This is a genomic window from Microbacterium sp. Marseille-Q6648 (genome assembly GCF_943181415.1).
Classification (GTDB): domain Bacteria; phylum Actinomycetota; class Actinomycetes; order Actinomycetales; family Microbacteriaceae; genus Microbacterium.
The window spans coordinates 876,611-899,128 of record NZ_CALPBZ010000001.1; the positions used below are offsets into that span (position 1 = coordinate 876,611).

A 22,518-nucleotide genomic window follows, 5' to 3' on the forward strand; every position below is an offset into this window, starting at 1 on the left:
CCACGCCCATGGAGATCCTCCTGGGTTTGATCGCCGGAGCCGCGATCGGCATCGGCGTGCACCTGCACATCGGTGCGCGCTCCACACGGGGTGTGGTTCTCGCACCGATGATCGGCACCGTCTCGGCCGGTGCGGCCTGGACCGCCCTCACCTGGGCCGGCCTGGGCGCCGCCACCGTGTGGCCGTGGCTCGCCGCCGTCCTCGTTCCGCTCGCGGTGACCTATCCGGTCGTGATCATGCTGGCGCGCACGCGCGCGGCGCACGACGCGAACGAGAGGGCGCGCCTCGGGCTCGGCTGACCCACGCCACGGCGGGGTCGGGGCGCAGGTCAGGCAGCGAGTCCCATCGCGTCCATGCGGCGCGAATGCGCGGCCATGAGTTCGGTGAACACCGGCTCGACCTTCTCCTCGTCGGCGACGCGCAGCTCCGTCGGTCGCAGCGCGGCGCGCGCGATGAGCAGCGTGTCCCCGACGAGCCGGCGTCCCCACATCGCCAGCAGGGATCGCCACTGCACATCGCTGGCGATCGTGTCGAGGATGATGTCGACGATCGCCTGACGGTCGTCGTCGGCTCTGAGGATCCTGGCCACACGCCGGCCGGTCTCGCCGTAGCTCGATGACAGGGCGAGATAGAAGTCGTCCAGCATGCCGGCGGTGATGTGCACCGACAGCATGGTCTCCTGCGGTCGCACCCCGTGGGTGGCGCGGCGGAAGGCGTCCAGCGGTTCCCGGAACGGGAGCATGAGGGTCGTGGGATCGTCGCCGCGCTCGCGGATCAGGGCGACGAGCGCCTCGTGCTTGGTCAGCGCCGCGCCCGCCGCCCGGGACAGCGACTCCTTCTGCGCCAGTTCCGGAGTCGAGGCGATCAGCTCGCTGAGGGTCTCGAAGTATCCCAGCTGCAGATAGGCGGCCTGGCCGAGGAAGGTGTCGGCGTCGGGTGCGAGCTCTTCGAAGTCGACGCGGACGGCGTCGCCGAAATCTCCCCTCGAGCGCAGGGCCAGCGAGCGATCGCCGCGCCGACGGCGCTGCCAGAACCAGGTCACCACGGCTTCTACCCTAGGGCCGGGTATCCTGGAACGCGTCCCGGCGACGGACCGGGACCCCGCGCCTGCGGATGAGTGAGGGCGTGGATCGCTTCGCGGCATCCCTCGCCGCCTCATCTGAACAGGTACATATCGTGACGACCTTCGCCGAACTCGGCGTAGACCAGGACATCGTCGAGGCCCTTGCCACCAAGGGCATCGTCGACGCGTTCCCCATCCAAGAGCAGACGATTCCGCTCGGGCTTCCCGGCCAGGACATCATCGGCCAGGCCAAGACCGGCACCGGCAAGACCTTCGGGTTCGGCATCCCCGTCGTCCAGCGGATGGGCCTCGACCCCGCCCCCGGCGTCAAGGCCCTCATCGTGGTCCCCACCCGTGAGCTGGCCGTCCAGGTCTACGAAGACATGGACATGCTCACGTCGAACCGCTCCACGAGCGTCGTCGCCATCTACGGCGGCAAGGCGTACGAGGGGCAGATCGACCAGCTGAAGGCCGGTGCGCAGATCGTGGTCGGCACCCCCGGCCGTCTGATCGACCTCAGCAACCAGCGACTTCTCGACCTCTCGAACGCCACCGAGGTCGTGCTCGACGAGGCCGACAAGATGCTCGACCTCGGCTTCCTCGCCGACATCGAGAAGATCTTCACCAAGGTCCCGCCGGTGCGCCACACCCAGCTGTTCTCGGCGACCATGCCCGGGCCCATCGTGGCCCTGGCGCGCCGCTTCATGTCGAACCCCATCCACATGCGCGCCAACGATCCCGACGAGGGCCTCACGCAGGCGAACATCCGGCACCTCGTGTACCGAGCCCATTCGCTCGACAAGGACGAGGTCATCGCCCGCATCCTGCAGGCCGAGGGCCGGGGCAAGTCGGTCATCTTCACCCGCACCAAGCGCGCCGCGCAGAAGCTCGTCGACGAGCTCGGCGACCGCGGCTTCAACGCCGCTGCCGTGCACGGCGACATGAGCCAGGAGTCGCGCGAGCGCTCCATGGCCGCCTTCAAGGCCGGCAAGCGCGACGTGCTCATCGCCACCGACGTCGCCGCCCGCGGCATCGACGTCAACGACGTCACGCACGTCATCAACCACACGATCCCCGATGACGAGAAGACCTACCTGCACCGCGTCGGCCGCACCGGCCGCGCCGGCAAGACGGGCATCGCCGTCACGTTCGTGGACTGGGACGACCTGCACAAGTGGGCGCTGATCAACCGGGCCCTGGAGTTCGGTCAGCCCGAGCCGGTCGAGACCTACTCCTCGAGCCCCCACCTGTACGACGACCTCGACATCCCCGCCGGGACCAAGGGCCGCATCGCGACGGCCCCGCGCACCCAGACCGTCAAGACGCAGGATGCCGGCACGAACGGCGACCGCCCTGCGCGGACCCCCCGCACGAACGACACCGGCGACGGAGATGCCCGCCGTAGGCGTCGCCGCCGCTCGGGCTCGGCCGCCGCCGGAGCCCAGGTGCCCGCCGAGCACGGAGCGCCCGCCCCGGCGTCCGTCCCCGACGGCGCGGGAACCCATGACGGCTCCGGCAAGGAGCACCACGACGGCAAGCCCGCCCCGCGGCGCCGTCGCCGTCGCGGTCCGCGCACGGGCGGCACCCCCGCGGTCTGACGCCGGACTGCCACATGCGCAGCGCGGGCGGCGGCGCTCAGGGATAGACCGGGGTGCTGCCGCTCGCGCTGTCGATGAGGCGCGCGACCATCGCGTCGGCCGTGGTGTTCTCGCCCGGCAGGTTCGGCTTGCCGACTCCGTGGTAGTCGCTCGAGCCGGTGACGATCAGGTCCCGCTCGCGGCACAGCCGGGCGAGGGTCTCCCGGCCCGCGGGCAGGTTCTCGCGATGATCGAGTTCGAATCCGCCCAGACCGGCGTCCAGCATCCGCTCGGTGAGTCGCTCGGGCAGGAGGCCGGCACGACCGGCGGGGTGAGCGATGATAGCCACTCCCCCGGCTGCGACGACGAGTTCGACCGCGGTCACCGGGTCGGGCGCGTAGAGGGCCACGTAGTAGTCGCCGCGCGGGCTCAGGATGCCCGAGAACGCTTCGGCGCGATCGCGCACGAGGCCCCGTGCGATCAGGGCGTCCGCGATGTGGGGACGCCCCACGGTGGCACCGTCGATCGTCTGGGCGACAATGTCGTCCCACACGAGGTCGTAGTCGCGGGCGATCCGGTCGGCCATGACACGCGCCCGATCGAGGCGCGAGGAGCGGATCCGGTCGGTCATCGCCCGCAGCGCCGGGTGGTCGGGGTCGAACAGGTAGGCCAGCACGTGGACGCTGCGCCACTCGTGCCGGGCCGACAGCTCCATCCCCGGCAGCAGCGTCATCCCCAGAGAAGTGGCGGCCTCCGCCGCCTCGGCCCACCCCGATGTCGTGTCGTGGTCGGTGAGCGCGACCGTGCGCAGTCCGTGTCGATGGGCGGCGCTCATAAGTTCGGCGGGCGCCTCGGTCCCGTCGGAATGGGTCGAGTGCAGGTGCAGGTCGCTCGGACCGGAGAAGCGACGTGATGCCTGCACCCTCCGAGGGTATCGCCGGTGGACGGCGCCGGCGTCGCACGCGCATGCGCTCCCCGGCATGTCCGCTGACCGATCTCCCAGGCTGCTGACATAGAGTCGCCGTCGTGCTTCGCCTCGTGGGGGTCCTGGTGACCGTGGTCGGCGCGATCGTCGCAGCCGCTCTGACCTTCCCCGGAGTGTTCAGCGTGGGTCGCTTCTGGCCGGTGGCGCAGGTCGTCTCGTTCCGCGGCCTCCTCGCGGCCGGATTCGCCGCGGCGACCCTCTTCCTGCTGCTGCTCGCCATCGCGCGTCCGCTGCGGGCGATGGCGCTCACCCTCGCCCTGGTGACCGCGCTGGCCGCCGGGGCGAACGTCGCGATGCTGATGACGCGGGGGCTCGGAACCGAGAGCCTCCCGGCGAAGTCCGACGCCAGCATCCGGGTCATGACGTGGAACACCGCCGGCGAGGCGACGACCGCCGACACGGTGGCCAAGATCGCCGTGGCCATGGACGCCGACATCGTCGCACTCCCCGAGACGACGATCGCCACCGGCGAGCAGGTCGCCATCGCGATGCGCGAACTCGGGCATCCGATGTGGGCGCATCACGTCGACAACCCGTCGACCCAGTGGGATGCCGGATCGACCACCCTCCTGATCACGCCGGATCTGGGCGATTACGCCGTCATCGAGGCCTCGCAGGACGGCACCAGCAACACCTCCACGGTGCCGAGTGCGGTGGCGATGCCCACGAGCGGCGACGGACCGATCGTGGTGGCCGCGCACGCGGTCGCCCCGCGGCAGGCGTACATGTCGTACTGGCGCAGCGACCTGCAGTGGCTGGCGGATCAGTGCGCCGATGCGAATGTGATCCTCGCGGGCGACTTCAACGCCACCCTCGACCACATGGCCGGTCTGGGCGTGGACGGCGGCACTCTCGGACGCTGTCACGACATCGCCGCAGAGACCGGCAACGGCGCCGTCGGCACCTGGACGACCGCGATCCCCGCCCTCCTCGGCGCCCCCATCGACCACGTCATGGCAACGACGCACTGGAAGCCGACCGGCTCGATCGTCCTGCGGTCCCTGGACGGATCCGGCAGCGATCACCGGCCGCTGATCGTCCAGCTCGAGCCTGTGGACTGACGCGCACCGACCGCCGATCCCGGGCGGGTGCGTCGTGCGAGACTGGGCGGATGAGCACCTCAGGCGACAGCGACACGATCGCGCAGACCGACGGCGAGCGCCCCACCACCAGCACCAACCGCCGCCAGCCCTACGGTCAGGGCTTCCTCGACACGATCTCGACGGGCTGGGCCGAGCGCCCCGATTCCACTCCCCCGCAGCGGGCACAGGCGCCGTATGCGGCCGCGCGCCGCGATGCGGTGTCGGCGGCATTCCCGGGCTCCCGCCTGGTCGTCCCCGCCGGCGGCCTCAAGCAGCGCAGCAACGACACCGACTACCCGTTCCGCGCGCACTCCGCCTTCGCGCACCTGACCGGGTGGGCCAGTGACGCCGAGCCCGATGCCGCACTGGTCTTCGAGCCGCGCGAGGACGGTCACGACGTCACGCTCTACTTCCGCGAGCGCGCCGACCGCACGACGGCGGAGTTCTACTCCAATGCGGCGATCGGCGAGTTCTGGATCGGACCCCGCCCGTCCCTGGCGGCGGTGGCCGCTGACCTGGGCGTGGGCACCGCGCACATCGACGACTTCGCCGCGGGCGAGGACGACCGCGTCGTCGGCGAGGACGCCGACGTGACGCGCTTCGTGTCGGAGCTGCGCCTGGTCAAGGACGACTACGAGATCGCGCAGCTCCGCGAGGCGGTCGCCGCGACCGCGGCCGGCTTCGACGACATCGTCGCCGACCTGCCGCGGGTCATCGCGCACCCGCGCGGCGAGCGCATCGTCGAGGGCGTGTTCCATCTGCGGGCGCGCAGCGACGGCAACACGGTGGGGTACGACACCATCGCCGCCTCCGGTCCGCACGCGTGCTATCTGCACTGGACCCGCAACGACGGGGCGGTGGTTCCGGGCGACCTCATCCTCATCGACGCCGGCGTCGAGGTCGACAGCCTCTACACCGCCGACATCACCCGCACGCTGCCGGTCAGCGGACGCTTCACCGACGTGCAGCGCCGCGTCTACGAAGCCGTGCGCGAAGCCGCCGACGCCGCTTTCACCGCCGCGCGGCCCGGGGTGCGCTTCCGCAGCGTCCACGACGCCGCCATGGAGGTCATCGCCGCGCGGGTCGCGGAATGGGGACTTCTGCCCGTCACGGCGCAGGAGGCGCTCGACGCGGACGCGGGCGGCCACCACCGGCGTTACATGGTGCACGGGACGAGCCATCACCTCGGCATCGACGTCCACGACTGCGCGCAGGCCCGACGTGAGATGTACTACGACGGCGTGCTGGAGGCGGGCATGGTCTTCACGATCGAACCCGGCCTGTACTTCCAGATCGACGACACCACCGTGCCGGAGGAGTACCGGGGCATCGGGGTCCGCATCGAGGACGACATCCTCATGACGGTGGACGGCCCGGTCAACCTCTCGGCAGACATCCCCCGCTCGGCCGACGAGGTCGAGGCCTGGATCGCGCGGCTGTCCTCGTGAGCTCCGTCTCCACCCCGTCGCCCGCGTTCACCCCGCCGTCGGCCTTCACGACGCGCCCGACCCTCACCGGCACCTTCGGGATGGCCGCGTCGACGCACTGGATCGCCACCGCGGCCGCGCAGGCGATGCTCGAGCGCGGCGGCAACGCCTTCGACGCCGCCGTGGCGGGCGGATTCGTGCTCCACATCGTCGAACCGCACCTGAACGGCCCCGGCGGCGACCTGGTCGGTCTGTTCGCCACGGCCGCCGACCCGGGGACCCCGGTCGTGCTGATGGGCCAGGGACCGGCGCCGGCCGGCGCCGACATCGAGCACTTCCGCTCCCAAGGCCTCGACCTCGTCCCCGGAGCGGGCGGCCTCGCCGCAGCCGTGCCCGGCGCCGTGGACGCATGGCTCCTGCTTCTCCGCGATCACGGCACGCTCGAGCTGTCCGAGGTCCTCGCACCCGCGATCGGGTACGCGCGGGACGGCGCCCCGCTGCTGCCCACCGCCGCCGCCACGATCGCCCGGGTCGCCGAGCTGTTCCGCGACCACTGGCCGAGCTCGGCCGCGCTGTGGCTGCCGGAGGGACGGGTGCCCGCCGCCGGGGAGCTGCACCGCAACCCCGCCTATGCGACGGTGCTGGAAGAGCTCGTCTACGCCGGCACCGACGGCACCACCCGTGCCGACCGCATCGATGCCGCGCGCGACGAGTGGGCGACGGGGCGCGTCGCGCAGGCCGCCGCCGCCTTCCTCGCCGTCCCGCACCGGCACTCGTCCGGCACCGACCATTCGGCCGTGATCTCGGCGGCCGACTTCGGCGAGTTCCGCGCGTCGTACGAGGATGCCGCCACCACGGCGTTCCGCGGGCACGTCGTGGCCAAGGCGGGCGCCTGGTGCCAGGGCCCCGCCCTGCTCGAGGCGCTGCGGATCCTCGAACCGCTCGCGGACGAGGACCTCGACGTGTCGACCGAGCGCGGCGCGCACACGGTCGTCGAGACGCTCAAGCTCGTCCTGGCCGACCGCGACGCGCACTTCGGCGAAGACGTCGATGTCGCCGCGCTGCTGGACGAGGCCTTCATCGCGGGGCGACGGGACGCGATCGGGGCCGCGGCGTCGCGGGAGTGGCGCCCGGGTCGGCTCGGCGACGCGGAGCCGTTCCGGCCCCCGCTTCGACGCACCGCCGATGAGACCGTGTCGTTCGCCGGGGCCGGCGAGCCCACGGTCGCCCGCGACGGCGTCACGCGCGGCGACACGTGCCACATCGACGTGGTGGACCGCTGGGGGAACATCGTGTCGGTCACGCCGTCGGGCGGGTGGCTGCAGTCTTCGCCGACGATCCCCGAGCTCGGCTTCTGCCTGGGAACGCGCCTGCAGATGACATGGCTCGATCCGGGGTCGCCCTCGGCGCTGCGTCCGGGGGCACGCCCCCGCACGACGCTCACCCCGACCCTCGTCCTCCGCGACGGCGCCGCCGTCTGCGCCATGGGCACGCCCGGCGGCGACCAGCAGGACCAATGGCAGCTGCCGATGATCCTGCGCATGCTCGCCGGCGGCTACAGCGCGCAGGAGGCGATCGACGCCCCCACCCTGCACACCACCGCCCTGGTGGACTCGTTCTGGCCGCGCACGTGGGATCCAGCGGGCGTCGTGGTCGAGGATCGCCTGGGCGACGAGGTCATCGAAGCGCTCCGTCGCCGCGGCCACGACGTCACCCGCGCCGGGGACTGGCGCCTCGGTCGCCTGTCCGCCGTGGGGATCGACCGCGCACGCGGCGTGCTGTGGGCCGCCGCCAACCCGCGGGGCATGCAGGGCTACGCCGCCGGGCGCTGACTCAGGAGCGCTCGCGCATCCACGCCGCCACGATCGGCGCCAGCTCGGCGCCGATCGTGGCGGCATCGCGGCGCCGCCCTGCCACCTCGAAGGAGTGCCCTGCGCCCTCGACCCACGCGATGCGGGCATCGGCGCACGCCGCCAGCGCGTCGACCAGTTGCGCATGGGGGTCGATGAACGGATCGCGGGTGCCTTCGACGAACAGCTGCGGCTGCGCGACGCGCGGCAGGTGCGCCGCGCGAGGCTTGTCGGGCCGTCCCGGCGGGTGCAGCGGATAGCCGAGGTACACCAGCCCCGCCGGTGAGATCGCGCCCTCCGCCGCCGCCATCGAGGCCATCCGACCGCCGTACGACTTGCCCGCAGCCCAGAGCGGGGACCGGTCGAGGTCGGCGGCCAGCGCGGCGACGGCCCGCCATGTCGCGACGGCGTGAGCGGGCGGCCCCGGCATCCGACGCCCCGCGGTGAGATAGGGGAAGTCGAAGCGCAGCGTCGAGACGCCCTCGCCGCGCATGCCGGCGGCGAAACCCACGAGGAACGGATGCGACGAGCCGGCGCCTGCGCCGTGGGCGATCGCCATGGTCGCCCATCCGGCCTCGGCGCGCTCGTGCCACGCGACGGTCTCGACGCGACCGGTGGGAAGGTCGACCGGCACGTTCAGCGCGCCGGCGGAGGTCATCGCCCGGGGGCCCGGTCCGGAGCCGCGGGGTCCGGACCGGCGGGGTTCGGGGAGGCGGGGCCCGGGAGGCGCCGGGTGCGGCGGTCTCCGGCGCACCCGAGCCGTCACCCGAGCGGGCAGGCGGGGTGATCCGCTCCCTGCAGCGCGGCGCTCGGTCGGGGGCGCCTCTGGCGCGGCGCGGGCCGGGGCCGCGGGGGGCGGGTCGGATGCCGCGGTCGGCGTGCTCTCGGACGCGGCGCCCGGGGCGTTGAGGATGCCGCGTGCGCGGTTCAGGCTCGCAGCGGAGACCGTCACCTCGTAGTGGTCGGCGGCGACCTGCATGACCGAGGCGAAGTCGCGACGGCGGCGGACGAGGGAGTAGGTGACCAGGCTCAGCAGCATCCCGATCGCGATGCCCACGAACAGCACGCCGACGAAGGCCTGGATGGGGACGGTCGGGCTGCCGATCACGAGGATCGCCGAGAACAGCATTCCCAGCAGAAGCCCGTTGACCGCGCCCGAGCGGGCGGCGGCGGCGTAGCCGAGGCGCCCGGTGACCCGCTCGATCGATCGCAGTCCCTTGCCGACGATCGCGATCTCCCGCGCGGGGACATCGGCGGCGATGAGCGCCGACACCGCCTTCTGCGCGGCCTCGTAGGTGGGGTATCCGGCGACGGTCTGTCCGACCTCGTCCTTGCCCTGCGGGAAGCGTCCGCCCATCATGGTCATGCTCCCATCCTCCCACGCTCCCCCGGGCTACTCTGGGGAGGTGAGCACGCAGAGGGTTTTCGTCGCGCGCCTGACCGGGTGCACGGTCTTCGACCCCTCCGGCGACCGCGTCGGCAAGGTGCGCGACGTCGTCGTCATCTACCGCAAGGACGATCCGCCGCGCGTGGTCGGCCTCGTGATCGAGATCCCGGGACGACGCCACGTGTTCCTCTCGATCGGCCGCGTCACCTCGATCGCGACCGGCCAGGTGATCACCACCGGCCTCATCAACGTGCGGCGGTTCGAGCAGCGCGGCGGAGAGGTGCGCGTCATGGCCGAGATGCTCGGACGCAAGGTCTTCCTCCGCGACGGGTCGGGTCACGCCGTCATCGAGGACGTCGCCATCGAGCGGAACCGGCTCGGCGAGTGGGACGTCGGTCAGCTGTTCCTCAGGCGCCCGAAGACGAGCGCGTCGCCCTTCGCGAAGGGACCGACGACGTTCGCCACGTGGAGCGACGTCCGCGAGCAGCAGACGCCGGGCGAGGCCCAGTCCGCCGAGCAGCTCGTGGCCACCTACTCCGAGCTGAAGCCCGCGGACCTCGCCAACACGCTGCTCGATCTGCCCGAGGAGCGGCTCCTCGAAGTCGCCGAGGAGCTGCCCGACGACCGGCTCGCCGACGCCCTCGAAGAGATGCCCGAGGACGAGCAGATCCACATCCTCGAGCAGCTGGGCGACGAGCGTGCCGCCGACATCCTCGACGCGATGGAGCCCGACGACGCCGCCGACCTTCTCGGACAGCTCCCCGAGGGCCGCCTCGAGCAGCTCCTCGATCTGATGGAGCCCGAAGAGGCCGAGGACGTCCGCGAGCTGCTGAAGTACGGCCCCGACACGGCCGGCGGTCTGATGACGAGCGAGCCGATCATCCTCCCCGCCGATGCGACCGTCGCCGAGGCTCTCGCCCTCATCCGGCGTCACGAGCTGCATCCCGCCCTCGCGGCATCCGTCTTCGTCACGCTTCCCCCGTACGAGACCCCCACGGGTCGCCTGCTCGGGACGGTGCACTTCCAGCGGATGCTGCGCTACCCGCCGCACGAGCGGATCGGCGCGATCATCGACGACAGCGTCGAGCCGGTGGCCTCCACGGCCACGGCCGCCGAGGTCGCGCGCCTCCTCGCCAGCTACGACCTCGTGTCGGTGCCGGTCATCGATCAGGCGCACCGACTGGTGGGCGCGGTCTCGATCGACGACGTGCTCGACTACCTGCTGCCCGATGACTGGCGATCCCAGGATGCCGCACCCCGCACCCGCTCGCCGCGACAGGGGGTGCGCTGATGGCCCGCAGCTCCCGCCGGGTCTCGCTGGACGCCCCCCGCGGACGCGGGGGCGTGCTGGCACCGCGGACCCCTCAGCCGTCGCGCGACCGCTTCGGCCGCTTCACCGAGTGGATCGCGCGGAATATGGGCACCCCGGCGTTCCTGCTCGGGCTGACCCTCTTCTGCGTCGGGTGGATCGTGTGGAACACCGCCGCCCCGGTCGCGTGGCGCTTCGACTCGCAGGAGTTCGGCTTCACCGCGCTGACTCTCGTGCTGTCGCTGCAGGCCTCGTACGCCGCTCCCCTCATCCTGCTCGCGCAGAACCGTCAGGACGACCGGGATCGTGTCCAGATCGAGCAGGACCGCCAGCGTGCCGAGCGCAACCTCGCCGACACCGAGTATCTGGCGCGCGAGATCGTGGCGCTGCGGATGGCGGTCAGCGACTACCGCAACGACGCCATCACGAAGGATGTGCTCCGAGCCGAGCTCAGGCAGCTCCTGGAGAGCATCGGGCCTGATCCGGATGCGGCTCCCCCGGCCGAGACGAACCGGGACCGTTCGTCGTGAGCGACATCGATGGAGTCGGCGCGGCCGACGCCGTCCGCCGTGCGGTCGGCGCGGTGTCCGACCCCGAGCTGCGTCGCCCCCTCGCCGAGCTGGACATGCTGCGTGACATCAGGGTCGATGGGGCGATCGCGACCGTCGGCATCGCGCTGACGATCGTCGGGTGCCCCGCGGCCGACCGGATCTCGCGCGAAGTGACCGCGGCCGCCGCCTCCGTCCCCGGGATCGACGAGGTGGTGCTGAACGTCGGCGTCATGTCGCCCGACGAGCGCCGTGGCCTGACGGAGAAGCTCCGCGGCGGCCGCGCCACTCGCGAGATGCCCTTCGGCCCCGACAGTCTGACGCGCGTCATCGCCGTCACCAGCGGCAAGGGCGGTGTGGGCAAGTCCACCGTCACCGCGAACCTCGCCGTCGCGCTCGCCGAGCGGGGACTCGCGGTCGGCCTGATCGACGCGGACGTGCACGGATTCTCCATCCCGGCTCTGCTCGGCCTCACCGCTCCCGACGGCGGAGCCGTGCAGCCCACACGCATCGACGAGCTGATGCTCCCGCCGGTCGCCCACGGGGTGAAGACGATCTCGATCGGGATGTTCCTGCGGCGAGGAGACGCCGACGGGCCCCTGGGCGCCGTCGCGTGGCGCGGTCCGATGCTCCACCGCACCGTGCAGCAGTTCCTCACCGACGTGTACTTCGGCGATCTGGACGTGCTGCTGCTGGACATGCCGCCGGGAACGGGAGACGTCGCGATCTCGGTCGGCCAGCTGCTCCCCCACGCCGACGTGCTCGTCGTCACGACACCGCAGACCGCGGCATCCGATGTCGCCGTGCGCAGCGGCCTCGTCGCCCGTCAGACCGGTCAGCGGGTGATCGGCGTCGTCGAGAACATGGCTGCGATGACCCTGCCCGACGGCACGGTGCTCGACCTCTTCGGCAGCGGCGGCGGTGCCGCCGTCGCGCGTGTGCTCGGTGACGACGTGCCACTGCTGGCGTCGATCCCCCTCAGTCCCGACCTGCGTCGCGACGCCGACGCCGGCATCCCCGCCGTGCTCTCGCACCCGGACGATCCGGCCTCCGCGGCGATCCGGTCCCTGGCGGCGTCGATCGCGGCGGCGCCGCGGGGCCTGTCGGGTCGCTCCCTGCCGATGCGGCCGCTCTGACCGGCGCGCACGGCGGACATCCGGCGGAAGTACCAGCGCGGGTCAGGTGGCTTCGGTGTCGTAGGGCGGGACGGCACCGGGCTCGCGCCCGGAGGCGGGACCGGCGAAGGGTGAGGGCACCGGAGCGGCCAGCGCCGAGGAGGCGACCGCGGCCGTCTGCGCGGCGCGGACGGTGGCGACCGGCGCGTCGTCGAGGAGCGCCTCTTTGATGATGCGGCGCGGGTCGTAGCGTCGCGGATCGAGCGTCCGCCAGTCCACGTCGTCGAAGTCCTCGCCCATCTCGTCCTTGACGCGGGTCTTGGCCGTGGACACCCACTCCCGAGCGCGCTTGGTGAACAGCGCGAGCGACTCCGCATAGCGGGGCAGCCTCTCCGGACCGACGATGAGCGCTGCGATCACCCCGATGAGCAGCAGCTTCTCGATCGTGAGGCCGAAGAACATGTGTTCAGGTTACCGCCGCGCCGACCGGGCGTCGCACGCCGCGGCGCGTAGGCTGAGCGCCGGAGGACATATGCCCGAGCACGACGCCAACCACCGATTCGCCGCCGAGGCGACGGTCGAGCCCGAGCACATCGCGCGCGCACGCGCGCACGCGCTCGAAGTCGGCGCGACGCCCATCAGTCCCGAGGTCGGCGCGCAGTGCGCGGTCATCTCGGCAGTGGCGAAAGCCCTGAACATCGTCGAGATCGGAACCGGCGCCGGCGTCTCGGGTCTCTGGCTTCTCCGCGGCTCGCCACGGGCCACCCTCACCACGATCGACAGCGAGCCCGAGCACCTGGCAATGGCTCGTCGCGCGTTCGCCGAGGCGAAGGTTCCTGCGGCACGCGCGCGTTTCATCACGGGCCGTGCATCCGATGTCCTCCCCCGCATGAACGAGGCGTCCTACGACATCGTGCTCGTCGACGCCGACCCCGACGGTGTCATCGAGTACGTCGAACACGGCCTGCGGCTCGTCCGCGCCGGCGGCACCGTGCTCGTTCCGCGCGTCCTCGGCAACGGGGCGGTCGCCGACCCGGTGCGCCGCGATGCCGTCACGACCGCCTACCGCTCGCTCATCCAGGAGACGCAGGCGTCGCCGGCCGTCATCGGCGCGCTCTCGATCGTCGGCGAGGGCCTGCTGCAGCTCACCACTGTCCCGACCGACTGAGCGCGCGCAGCGGCGCACGAGAAAAGGCCGGTCCGAAGACCGGCCTTTCCGCGGAACGATGGAATCAGGCGGCGCCCACCACACCGCCAAGGACGTCGTAGAGCTCCTTGGCCTCAGCGTCGTTCACCGAGACGACGAGACGTCCGCCGCCTTCGAGCGGAACGCGCACGATGATGAGGCGACCCTCCTTCACTGCCTCCATCGGCCCGTCTCCGGTTCGCGGCTTCATGGCTGCCATAGCGGCTCCTTTACTTCGAGGGTCAGCCTGTCAAGTTTATCCCCCGGCTCTGATGAGGGATAATCCGCGCCGCGCCACGACCCGGGTACCCGGCTCACGGGATCTGCCAGTAGGTGTTCCCGAGGGCGTACATGTTGTAGATCCACCACCACTGACCCGCCAGACTCGCCACCAGGACGCCGGCGCGCCACCACGGTGACCGCGGCACGGCGACCGCTCCCCACAGCGGGGACAGCGGCACGAGGAGCCGGAAGATGCTCGACTGCGGGAAGAACACCGCCAGCAGATAGACGACGTACGACGCCGACCACAGCCGGATCTCGGGCCCGAGCCGCCTCACCGGCGGAGCGAACGCCAGCAGCGCGGCGATACCGGCGACGCCGAACGCGAGCGCGACGTAGCCCAGCACCGGGCCGAGGCCCCATAGCCCGAACCACATCGCCGCTGCCTCGATGAAGCCGGCGAAGGGCACGAAGTGCCCGTCGGCGCCGACCCACCCCCGGCGCCAGGCGAGCTCGGTCTCGAGGTAGGCGGCGGGGTCGCCGGTCACCACCCCCGCGATGACCTGCCACGAGAAGCCGATCACGACCGCGAGCATGCCGGCGACCACGATGTGAACGATCTGGAGCCTCGGCAGCGGGTCGCGCCGCCGCGTGAACCACCGGTGGATGCCGTAGAGGCCGAGGAACAGCGCGAAGGCGAGGACGCCGGGGCGGGTGTAGCCCATGAGCGGGATGAGCGCGTAGAGCCACACGAACTTCCGGCGCACGACCGCCCACAGAGCGAGGAAGAGCAGGAGCAGGAACAGCGACTCGGCGTACCCGACGTGGAACAGCGCCGCGAGCGGGGCGCACGCGAAGAACACCACCGCCCAGGTCGCGGCGGTGTCGTCCAGCCGCTCGCGCAGCAGGCGGTGCAGGATGAGGCACGCGCCGTACCCGGCCACGAGTGAGACGATCACCGCGCCCGTCAGCCATGATCCGAACAGCGCGCCGACGCCGGCGGCGAGATAGGCGTAGACCGGCATGAAGGCCCACTGGTTCTCAGCGATCAGCCCCTCATCCGTCCGTGGCAGCTCGGACGGGTACCCCGCCCAGGCGATGTAGCCGTACCACTGCGCATCCCAGCCGCCGAGGAGGGCGGCGAGGTCCGCGTCGGCGCCGAAGCGGGATGCCGGGGTGGACAGTTCGGCGGCCAGCAGCAGGAACCCGGTGGTGACGACCCGGGCGGCGAGGTAGATCACCGCGATGCGGGCCGCGACCGGCCACCGCGCGGGGCTCAGGTCAGCCACACGCGCAGTCCGCGCTCGACATCCTCGATCTGCGCCACCGGCACGCGCTCCTCGTCGTGGTGGGCGAGCTGCGGATCGCCCGGACCGTAGTTGACGGCCGGGACGCCCATCGCACTGAAGCGGGCGACATCGGTCCAGCCGTACTTCGGTCGCGGTTCGGCTCCCACCGACGCCACGAACTCCTGCGCGAGGGGCGCGTCCAGGCCGGGACGTGCTCCCGGCGACAGGTCGACGATCTCCACGTCGAAGCCCTCGAAGACGTCGCGCACGTGCTGTTCGGCCTGCTCGCCGCTGCGGCTCGGTGCGAACCGGAAGTTCACCTCTACCTCGCAGGCGTCGGGGATGACGTTCCCCGCGATCCCGCCCGAGATCCCCACCGCGTTCAGCCCCTCACGGTAGACGAGGCCGTCGACCTCGATCTCTCGGGGCCGGTACTCGGCGAGACGGACGAGGACCGGAGCGGCCTTGTGGATGGCGTTCTCGCCGACCCACGCCCGCGCGCTGTGGGCGCGGACCCCGTCGGTGCGCACGATCGCGCGGAGCGTGCCGTTGCACCCGCCCTCCACCTGTCCGTTGGAGGGCTCGCCGAGGATGGCGAAGTCAGCGGCGAAGAGGTCGGGGCGCGCGGCCGCCAGACGGGTGAGGCCGTTGCGCGCGGCATCCACCTCCTCGTGGTCGTACCACATCCATGTGATGTCCACCCGGGGCTCGACGAGCTCGGCCGCGAGTACGAGTTGCACGGCGACCCCGGCCTTCATGTCGACGGTGCCGCGACCCCACACGTACGGTTCGCCCTCGATCTCGATGTCGCGCGTGGGCACGTTCCCGTTGATCGGCACCGTGTCGATGTGTCCGGCGATCACCACGCGCTGCGCACGCCCGAGGTCGGTGCGGGCGACGATGGTGTCGCCGTCGCGGTGCACACTCAGGTGCGGCAGCTGCCGGACGGCGGCCTCGATCGCGTCCGCGAGCGGGGTCTCGTCATCCGAGACGCTCGGGATGTCGCAGATCGTGCGGGTGAGGTCGACGGCGGAAACGGACAGATCGAGCACCGGCATCCCCCGAGTCTAGCGAGGCGGCGGCGACCCCCGAGCGGAACGGGGCGGCTCGCTTCGGTACGGTTGAGGCATGAGCGATGAGCGGTGGATGTGGGGCACGGGACTGGCGACGATCCGGCAGGACGGCACCGTCCTGGACACGTGGTTCCCCGAGCTGACCGCCGGGCGCATCCCCACCGGGTTCGACCGGGCGAAGCCTCCGGCCCAGCTCGAGCAGCTCGCGGTGGAGGACCCCCGCCGCGAGGTGGCGGTCGAGGTGGTCACGGTCGAGGTCGATCTGGATGCCGCGCCCCAGAGCACCTCGGACGCCTACCTGCGGCTTCATGCGCTGTCGCTGCGACTGGTGCGTCCCAACGAGCTGAACCTCGACGGCGTGTTCGCCCACCTGCCGAACGTGGCCTGGACCACCTCGGGCCCGATGCACCCCGACGACCTGACCCGGCTGCGCCCGTTCCTGCAGCGCGACGGCATCCAGGTGCAGGGGCTGGACAAGTTCCCCCGACTGCTCGACTACGTCACCCCCGCCGGCGTCCGCATCGCCGACGCGTCGCGCGTGCGGCTCGGCGCCTACCTCTCGCCCGGCACCACCGTCATGCACGAGGGGTTCGTGAACTTCAACGCGGGGACCCTGGGCCAGAGCATGGTCGAGGGCCGGATCTCGCAGGGGGTGGTGGTCGGCGACGGCAGCGACATCGGCGGCGGTGCGTCGATCATGGGGACGCTCTCGGGGGGCGGCGCCCACCGGGTCTCGATCGGGGCCCGCACCCTCCTGGGCGCCAACGCCGGGGTCGGCATCTCGCTCGGCGACGACTGCGTCGTCGAGGCGGGGCTGTACGTCACGGCGGGCTCGAAGATCGTGCTCGCGGACGAGGCTCCCACCGCGCAGGGCGATCGCCCCGCGGTGAAGGGCGCGGAGCTGTCGGGACGCGACGGCATCCTGTTCCGCCGGAACTCCCTCAGCGGGGCGATCGAAGCCGTCCGTCGCGCGGGCGTGGGCGTCACGCTCAACGAGGCCCTGCACGCCTAGAGTTCTCTCACACGCCGAAGGGCGCGGGCGAGAGGGGCTGTCGTGGCGAAACGACTGGCGAAGGACGTCTACGAGCGCGAGCTCAAACAGCTGCAGGCCCGGCTGGTCGACATGCAGGCCTGGGTCCAGGCCACCGGGGCCCGCATCGTCGTGATCTTCGAGGGCCGTGACGCCGCAGGCAAGGGCTCGACGATCAAGCGCGTCTCGGAGTACCTCAATCCCCGCGTGACGCGCATCGTCGCCCTCCCGTCTCCGACCGAGCGCGAGCGCACGCAGTGGTACTTCCAGCGCTACGTCGCCCACCTGCCGGCGGCCGGCGAGATCGTGCTGATGGACCGCTCGTGGTACAACCGCGCCGGCGTGGAGCACGTCATGGGCTTCTGCACGAACGCGGAGTACCACCGGTTCCTGCACCAGGCGCCGATCTTCGAGCGGATGCTGGTCGAGGACGGGATCATGCTCGTGAAGTACTGGTTCAGCGTGTCGGACGTCGAGCAGGAGAAGCGGTTCCGCTCCCGCGCCGAAGATCCGATGCGCCGGTGGAAGCTCAGTCCCAACGACGTGCTGTCGATCACGAAGTGGCAGGACTACTCGCGCGCGAAGGACACGATGTTCGTGCACACCGACATCCCCGAGGCGCCCTGGTTCGAGGTCGACAACGAGGATAAGCGCCGCGGGCGCATCAACATGATCGCCCACCTTCTCGCGGCGATCCCGTGGCAGCCGGTCCAGCGCCCGGAGGTCGTGATCCCCTCACGCCCCGAGGACGGCGGCTACGAGCGTCCGCCGCGCGAACTCACGACGCAGGTGCCCGACTACGCCGCCACGGCGGTGGCGGCGAAGCCGAGGGAGTCGGGTCAGACCGCGCCGGGGTAGTCGCGCGCGGCGGCTCCCGTGTAGAGCTGCTGCGGGCGCCCGATCTTGGTCTGCGGGTCGGACTGCATCTCGCGCCAGTGTGCGAGCCAGCCGGGGAGCCGCCCGATCGCGAACAGCACGGTGAACATGCGGGTGGGGAAGCCCATCGCCTTGTAGATGACGCCGGTGTAGAAGTCGACGTTCGGGTACAGGCGACGCTCCTTGAAGTAGTCGTCGTTGAGGGCGATCTCCTCGAGCTCCTTCGCGAGATCCAGCAGGGGATCGCTCACCCCGAGAGCCTCGAGCACCTCGTCGGCGGATTCCTTGACGAGCTTGGCGCGGGGGTCGTAGTTCTTGTAGACGCGGTGCCCGAAGCCCATGAGCTTCACCCCGTCCTCCTTGTTCTTCACCCGCTCGACGAAGCGCTGCACGCTCTCGCCGGAGTCCTGGATGCGGGCGAGCATCGACAGCACGGCCTCGTTCGCGCCGCCGTGCAGCGGACCGTACAGGGCGTTGATGCCGGCCGAGATCGACGAGAACTGGTTGGCGCCGGTGGAGCCGACCAGGCGCACCGTCGACGTCGACGCGTTCTGCTCGTGGTCCTCGTGGAGGATGAGCAGTCGCTCGAGGGCGCGCGACATCACGGGGTTGATCTCGTAGAGCTCGCTGAGAACGCCGAAGTTCAGCTTCAGGAAGTTGTCGACGAAGCTCAGCGAGTTGTCGGGGTAGAGGAAGGCCTGACCCACGCTCTTCTTGTGCGCGTACGCCGCGATGACCGGGAGCTTGGCCAGCATGCGGATCGTGTTGAGCTCGACGTGCTCGGGGTTGTTGGGGTCGGACTCGTTCTCGTAGTAGGTCGAAAGCGCCGCGGTCGCCGACGACAGCACCGACATGGGGTGCGCGTTGTGCGGCAGCGCGGAGAAGAAGCGCTTGAGATCCTCGTGCAGCAGCGTGTGACGGCGGATGCGCTCATCGAAGGCGGCGAGTTCGTCGGCGCTCGGCAGATCGCCGTAGATGAGCAGCCAGGCCACCTCGAGGTAGCTGGAGTGCGTGGCCAGCTGCTCGATCGGGTAGCCGCGGTAACGGAGGATCCCCTGGTCGCCGTCGATGAAGGTGACGGCGGACTTGGTCGCCGACGTGTTGACGAAGCCGTAGTCGAGCGTGGTGAAGCCCGTCTGGCGGGTGAGCGTGGTGATGTCGACGCTCGGGATGCCGTCCGTGCCGCGCAGCACCGGGAATTCGGCCGTCTTCCCTCCGACGGTGAGGCTGGCCTTCTCCTGCTGGGTGCCCGCTTCGCTCACGGCGCCTCCTCGCGATCTCTGGTCGTTCCGGGGGGTGTCGTCCGCCTCTGCGACGCACCTTCGGTGGCGCCTTCTGCGAGCCGGTGCGGGGCCGGGGTGCCGTGCCGCCGCTTCGTACAGCCTACTGGGAGTGGGAGACCACTGCGGACACGACCAAAGCCGCCGGGGATCCGATGGAGGAATCCTCCGCATCGCGATCCGCGATGCGTCCGGCCGCTCCCCCGGTCACGAGGCCACGGCGCGAAGCCTCGCCGCGCCCGCGGCGATGCGCTCGTCCGTGGCGGTGAGCGACAGCCGAACGTGCCGGGTGAAGTGCGCGCCGTAGAAGTGACCGGGTCCCGCGAGGATCCCGAGGTCCGCGAGCCTTTCGAGCGACTCCCAGGCGTCGCGCCCCTCGGTCGCCCACAGGTAGAGGCCCGCCTCGCTGCGATCGACGCGGAAGCCGGCCGCCTCGACCGCGGGTTTGAGCTGAGCGCGTCGGAGGCGATAGACCTCCTTCTGCGCGGCGACGTGGGCGTCGTCGCCGAGCGCGACGGTCATGGCCGCCTGCACGGGTGCCGGCAGCATGAGGCCCAGGTGCTTGCGCGCCGTGAGCAGTGAAGCCACGATCTCGCGATCGCCCGCGAGGAAGGCCGCGCGGTACCCGGCGAGATTGGACTGCTTGCTGAGCGAGTAGACCGACAGGATGCCGTGGCTGTCGCCGCCGGTCACGCGCGGATCCAGGGCCGACGGGATCGGCTCGCGGTCCCACGGCGCGTCCCAGCCGAGTTCCGCGTAGCACTCGTCCGAGGCGAGGACCGCACCCAGCTCACGAGCCCGCGCGACCGCTCGGCGCAGCGACGGGGCGTCCCACACCCGGCCGTCGGGGTTGCCGGGCGAATTGATCCAGATGAGCCGCGCATCGCTCGGCCACTCCCCCGGATCGTCGGCCGCGACCGCGCGCGCACCCACCAGGGTCGCCCCGACCTCGTAGGTCGGGTAGGCCGCGCGGGGGTGCACCACCGCGTCGCCCGGACCGAGACCCAGCAGCAGGGGCAGCAGCGCGACGAGCTCCTTCGAACCGACGGTCGGCAGGACCTGGTCGAGCGTGAGACCCGGAACGCCGCGGCGTCGGGCGTACCACGCCGCGATCGCCTCGCGCAGCGCGGGAGTGCCCATCGTCTGCGGGTACGCGTGCGCGTCGGTCGCCGCGCGCAGCGCATCGGCCACCACCGGCGGCGTGACGTCGACCGGAGAGCCGATCGAGAGGTCCACGATCCCATCCGGGTGCGCCCGTGCGCGAGCGGCATACGGTGCGACGGCGTCCCACGGGTAATCGGCGAGGTCGGCGACGCTCATCGGTCAGCTCCGCCCGGTGATCGACGGTCGACCGATGAAGGCCAAGGGGTGTGCGACGGTCACGGGGCCTGCGGCGGCAGGGCGTCGATGATCGGGTGATCCTTGTGGATCACGCCCACCTTCGCGGCGCCGCCGGGCGAGCCGACCTCGTCGAACCACTCGACGTTGGCCTTGTAGTAGTCCTGCCACTCGTCGGGCAGGTCGTCTTCGTAGTAGATCGCCTCGACCGGGCAGACCGGTTCGCATGCGCCGCAGTCCACGCACTCGTCGGGGTGGATGTACAGCATCCGGTCGCCCTCGTAGATGCAGTCCACCGGGCATTCGTCGATGCAGGCGCGGTCCTTGACGTCCACGCAGGGAAGGGCGATCACGTACGTCACGGAGTCAGTCTAGTTGCTCGCTGTCGATGTCTCGCCGCGCAGCGACACGATCGGGCCATGCCACCACGATCGCGACCATGAGCGGGAGGGCGATCGTCCACACCGTCCCGAGGAGGGTCTGCGGCACGACGATGGAACCGCCTGGCCCTCGCCCCGAGAAGACGAGCGTCGCCGTCATCATGCCCAGCCCCGTGCCGAGCGCGGCCCAGCGGTCGGCGGTCAGCAGCCGGACGGCCAGGAGCAGAGCGCCGGAGCCGACCACGGCGAGGATCAGGCCGAGGGGGAACCACGCCAGCGCGTAGGCGTGCGCGATCGTGCCCGCCACGCCGTACACGACCCCCACCAGAAGGGCGACCACCCACGTTCCGGAGCGCGCCCACGAGAATCCCACCGCGTCAGTCTAGGTGCTGGGACTCAGTCGGCGATTCCCCACAGTCGCAGGACCGCGGCGACGACGGCCGCGGCGACCACGACGACGAGGAAGGGGGCGCGCAGCAGCAGGAGGCCCCCCGCGACGAGGACGGCGGGCACCCGCGCATCCACGATCACCTGCTGACCTGCCGCGAGGGTCTGCACCGCGACAAGGGCGGCCAGGAGGGCGACCGTCAGCAGATCGGCGATCCGCGCGGGCCGCGGAGCCTCGAGCCAGCGCGGCGGGACGAGATAGCCGAGCGTCTTGAGCGCGACGCACACGATCGAGGCGACCAGGACGGCGTTCCAAAGCGTCACGGCAGACCCTCCCACGGTTCATGGGGCCGTGCGAGCGGACCCGGTGTCGCTGTCGTCCCCGTCGCGACCGCCGGATCGTCGTCGTGTCCGAGCCAGTTGGTCCACCCCACGACGACCGCGACGGCAGCGGCGATGAGCACCGGCATCCCGGGCATGAGAACGGGAGTTAGCAGAGTCGCCACGACGGCCGCCGCCACGCCCACGACGATCGGCTGCCGGCGCCGAAGTCGCGGCCACAGCAGCGCGAGGAAGGCGGCGGCCGCGGCGGCGTCCAGCCCGTAGGAGCGGATGTCGCCCAGGACGTCCCCGAGGAGTGCGCCGGCGAGGGTGGAGAGATTCCAGCCGATCCAGATGCCGACCCCGGTCACCCAGAACCCGACCGTGCGCGCGCGGGCGGTGCGCTGGGCGAGGGCGACGGCGGTGGACTCGTCGATGGTGAAGTGCGCGGCGGCCGCGCGGCGCCAGAATCCGGTGCCGATCACCGGTGACATGCTCACGCCGTAGGCGACGTTGCGCACGCCCAGGAGCGACGCGGACGCGATGGCCGCGGGCGCCGCCGCCACGCCGCCGGCACCGATGACTCCGGCGAAGGCGAACTGCGAGCCGCCGGTGAACATCAACAGGCTCAGCAGACAGGTCTGCCAGACGTCGAGACCCGATGCGACGGCGAGGGCCCCGAACGACACGCCGTACGCACTGGTCGCCAGGGCGACGCCGAGACCCTGTCGGCCGGCCCGTCGGGCGTGGGCGTCCTCGTCGTCGATGTCGGGCAGGTGATCCATCGTTCGAA

Annotated in this window: 24 protein-coding genes; 11 read left to right on the plus strand and 13 right to left on the minus strand. The window is 71.5% G+C overall.

Annotation, left to right across the window (positions count from 1 at the left end; all coding sequences use genetic code 11):
• Window positions 1–8 precede the first annotated feature (8 nt).
• Complete coding sequence (locus tag NFR93_RS04235) at window positions 9–299, plus strand: hypothetical protein (RefSeq protein WP_251450305.1); 291 nt, start codon at window positions 9–11, stop codon at window positions 297–299.
• 29 nt (window positions 300–328) lie between these two features.
• On the opposite strand, the gene NFR93_RS04240 is transcribed toward NFR93_RS04235, so the two are convergent.
• Window positions 329–1,045, minus strand: coding sequence for a ferritin-like fold-containing protein (locus NFR93_RS04240; protein ID WP_251450306.1), 717 nt, complete (start codon window positions 1,043–1,045; stop codon window positions 329–331).
• A 131-nt stretch (window positions 1,046–1,176) separates the two neighbouring features.
• Here NFR93_RS04240 and NFR93_RS04245 point away from each other — a divergent pair, with 131 nt between their 5' ends.
• Complete coding sequence (locus NFR93_RS04245) at window positions 1,177–2,661, plus strand: DEAD/DEAH box helicase (protein ID WP_251450308.1); 1,485 nt, start codon at window positions 1,177–1,179, stop codon at window positions 2,659–2,661.
• A gap of 37 nt (window positions 2,662–2,698) precedes the next feature.
• Here NFR93_RS04245 and NFR93_RS04250 read toward each other — a convergent pair whose 3' ends face one another.
• On the minus strand, window positions 2,699–3,562 hold the full coding sequence (locus NFR93_RS04250; protein ID WP_251450310.1) for a PHP domain-containing protein: 864 nt from the start codon (window positions 3,560–3,562) through the stop codon (window positions 2,699–2,701).
• 104 nt (window positions 3,563–3,666) lie between these two features.
• Between NFR93_RS04250 and NFR93_RS04255 the strand changes: the two genes are divergently transcribed.
• From NFR93_RS04255 to NFR93_RS04265, 3 genes are all read left to right on the plus strand, one after another.
• A complete protein-coding gene (locus NFR93_RS04255) occupies window positions 3,667–4,686 on the plus strand; it encodes an endonuclease/exonuclease/phosphatase family protein (protein ID WP_251450312.1) in 1,020 nt (339 codons plus the stop codon).
• Between the two features lie 50 nt (window positions 4,687–4,736).
• Complete coding sequence (locus NFR93_RS04260; protein ID WP_251450314.1) at window positions 4,737–6,155, plus strand: aminopeptidase P family protein; 1,419 nt, start codon at window positions 4,737–4,739, stop codon at window positions 6,153–6,155.
• Window positions 6,156–6,235: 80 nt separating this feature from the next.
• Window positions 6,236–7,966 (plus strand): gamma-glutamyltransferase family protein, encoded by a 1,731-nt coding sequence (locus NFR93_RS04265; RefSeq protein WP_251451474.1) that lies wholly within the window; start codon window positions 6,236–6,238, stop codon window positions 7,964–7,966.
• Between the two features lies 1 nt (window position 7,967).
• Here NFR93_RS04265 and NFR93_RS16040 read toward each other — a convergent pair whose 3' ends face one another.
• Window positions 7,968–9,350: an alpha/beta family hydrolase gene (locus tag NFR93_RS16040; RefSeq protein WP_353049895.1), complete on the minus strand. Its 1,383-nt coding sequence runs from the start codon at window positions 9,348–9,350 to the stop codon at window positions 7,968–7,970.
• Between the two features lie 40 nt (window positions 9,351–9,390).
• Between NFR93_RS16040 and NFR93_RS04275 the strand changes: the two genes are divergently transcribed.
• From NFR93_RS04275 to NFR93_RS04285, 3 genes are read left to right on the plus strand one after another with little or no spacing between them, the layout of a single operon-like run.
• Window positions 9,391–10,662, plus strand: coding sequence for a magnesium transporter MgtE N-terminal domain-containing protein (locus NFR93_RS04275; protein WP_251450316.1), 1,272 nt, complete (start codon window positions 9,391–9,393; stop codon window positions 10,660–10,662).
• On the plus strand, window positions 10,662–11,210 hold the full coding sequence (locus tag NFR93_RS04280; protein ID WP_251450317.1) for a DUF1003 domain-containing protein: 549 nt from the start codon (window positions 10,662–10,664) through the stop codon (window positions 11,208–11,210). Before NFR93_RS04275 ends, NFR93_RS04280 begins: the two co-directional genes overlap by 1 nt.
• Window positions 11,207–12,364, plus strand: coding sequence for an Mrp/NBP35 family ATP-binding protein (locus NFR93_RS04285; protein ID WP_251450318.1), 1,158 nt, complete (start codon window positions 11,207–11,209; stop codon window positions 12,362–12,364). The genes NFR93_RS04280 and NFR93_RS04285 overlap by 4 nt, the downstream gene beginning before the upstream one ends.
• Before the next feature lie 42 nt (window positions 12,365–12,406).
• Here the strand turns inward: NFR93_RS04285 and NFR93_RS04290 are convergent, their stop codons facing one another.
• Window positions 12,407–12,805 (minus strand): twin-arginine translocase TatA/TatE family subunit, encoded by a 399-nt coding sequence (locus tag NFR93_RS04290; RefSeq protein WP_251450320.1) that lies wholly within the window; start codon window positions 12,803–12,805, stop codon window positions 12,407–12,409.
• A 70-nt stretch (window positions 12,806–12,875) separates the two neighbouring features.
• On the opposite strand from NFR93_RS04290, the gene NFR93_RS04295 reads away from it, so the two are divergent.
• Window positions 12,876–13,511 carry an O-methyltransferase gene (locus tag NFR93_RS04295; protein WP_251450321.1) on the plus strand — a complete coding sequence of 212 codons (636 nt, stop codon included), beginning with the start codon at window positions 12,876–12,878 and terminating at the stop codon, window positions 13,509–13,511.
• Window positions 13,512–13,575: 64 nt separating this feature from the next.
• Here the strand turns inward: NFR93_RS04295 and NFR93_RS04300 are convergent, their stop codons facing one another.
• The 3 genes from NFR93_RS04300 to dapE all read right to left on the minus strand — a co-directional run bounded on the left by NFR93_RS04300 (window position 13,576) and on the right by dapE (window position 16,098).
• Complete coding sequence (locus NFR93_RS04300) at window positions 13,576–13,749, minus strand: DUF3117 domain-containing protein (RefSeq protein WP_076490128.1); 174 nt, start codon at window positions 13,747–13,749, stop codon at window positions 13,576–13,578.
• Between the two features lie 94 nt (window positions 13,750–13,843).
• On the minus strand, window positions 13,844–15,040 hold the full coding sequence (locus tag NFR93_RS04305; protein WP_251450322.1) for a putative hexosyltransferase: 1,197 nt from the start codon (window positions 15,038–15,040) through the stop codon (window positions 13,844–13,846).
• A complete protein-coding gene (dapE, locus tag NFR93_RS04310) occupies window positions 15,028–16,098 on the minus strand; it encodes a succinyl-diaminopimelate desuccinylase (RefSeq protein ID WP_251450323.1) in 1,071 nt (356 codons plus the stop codon). The genes NFR93_RS04305 and dapE overlap by 13 nt, the downstream gene beginning before the upstream one ends.
• A gap of 70 nt (window positions 16,099–16,168) precedes the next feature.
• On the opposite strand from dapE, the gene dapD reads away from it, so the two are divergent.
• Window positions 16,169–17,125 carry a 2,3,4,5-tetrahydropyridine-2,6-dicarboxylate N-succinyltransferase gene (dapD, locus tag NFR93_RS04315; RefSeq protein WP_502846252.1) on the plus strand — a complete coding sequence of 319 codons (957 nt, stop codon included), beginning with the start codon at window positions 16,169–16,171 and terminating at the stop codon, window positions 17,123–17,125.
• Window positions 17,126–17,167: 42 nt separating this feature from the next.
• Window positions 17,168–18,001, plus strand: a complete 834-nt coding sequence (gene ppk2, locus NFR93_RS04320) for a polyphosphate kinase 2 (RefSeq protein ID WP_251450324.1) — start codon at window positions 17,168–17,170, stop codon at window positions 17,999–18,001.
• Here the strand turns inward: ppk2 and NFR93_RS04325 are convergent.
• From NFR93_RS04325 to NFR93_RS04350, 6 genes are all read right to left on the minus strand, one after another.
• A complete protein-coding gene (locus tag NFR93_RS04325; protein ID WP_251450325.1) occupies window positions 17,983–19,281 on the minus strand; it encodes a citrate synthase in 1,299 nt (432 codons plus the stop codon). The genes ppk2 and NFR93_RS04325 overlap by 19 nt on opposite strands.
• Before the next feature lie 225 nt (window positions 19,282–19,506).
• Complete coding sequence (gene dapC, locus NFR93_RS04330; RefSeq protein WP_251450326.1) at window positions 19,507–20,619, minus strand: succinyldiaminopimelate transaminase; 1,113 nt, start codon at window positions 20,617–20,619, stop codon at window positions 19,507–19,509.
• A gap of 59 nt (window positions 20,620–20,678) precedes the next feature.
• Window positions 20,679–20,999, minus strand: a complete 321-nt coding sequence (fdxA, locus tag NFR93_RS04335; RefSeq protein WP_251450328.1) for a ferredoxin — start codon at window positions 20,997–20,999, stop codon at window positions 20,679–20,681.
• Between the two features lie 4 nt (window positions 21,000–21,003).
• Window positions 21,004–21,390 carry a histidinol dehydrogenase gene (locus tag NFR93_RS04340; protein ID WP_251450329.1) on the minus strand — a complete coding sequence of 129 codons (387 nt, stop codon included), beginning with the start codon at window positions 21,388–21,390 and terminating at the stop codon, window positions 21,004–21,006.
• A 23-nt stretch (window positions 21,391–21,413) separates the two neighbouring features.
• Entirely contained in the window at window positions 21,414–21,728 is a 315-nt protein-coding gene (locus NFR93_RS04345; protein ID WP_251450331.1) for an AzlD domain-containing protein, read from the minus strand.
• A complete protein-coding gene (locus NFR93_RS04350) occupies window positions 21,725–22,510 on the minus strand; it encodes an AzlC family ABC transporter permease (RefSeq protein WP_251450332.1) in 786 nt (261 codons plus the stop codon). The genes NFR93_RS04345 and NFR93_RS04350 overlap by 4 nt, the downstream gene beginning before the upstream one ends.
• Window positions 22,511–22,518 lie beyond the last annotated feature (8 nt).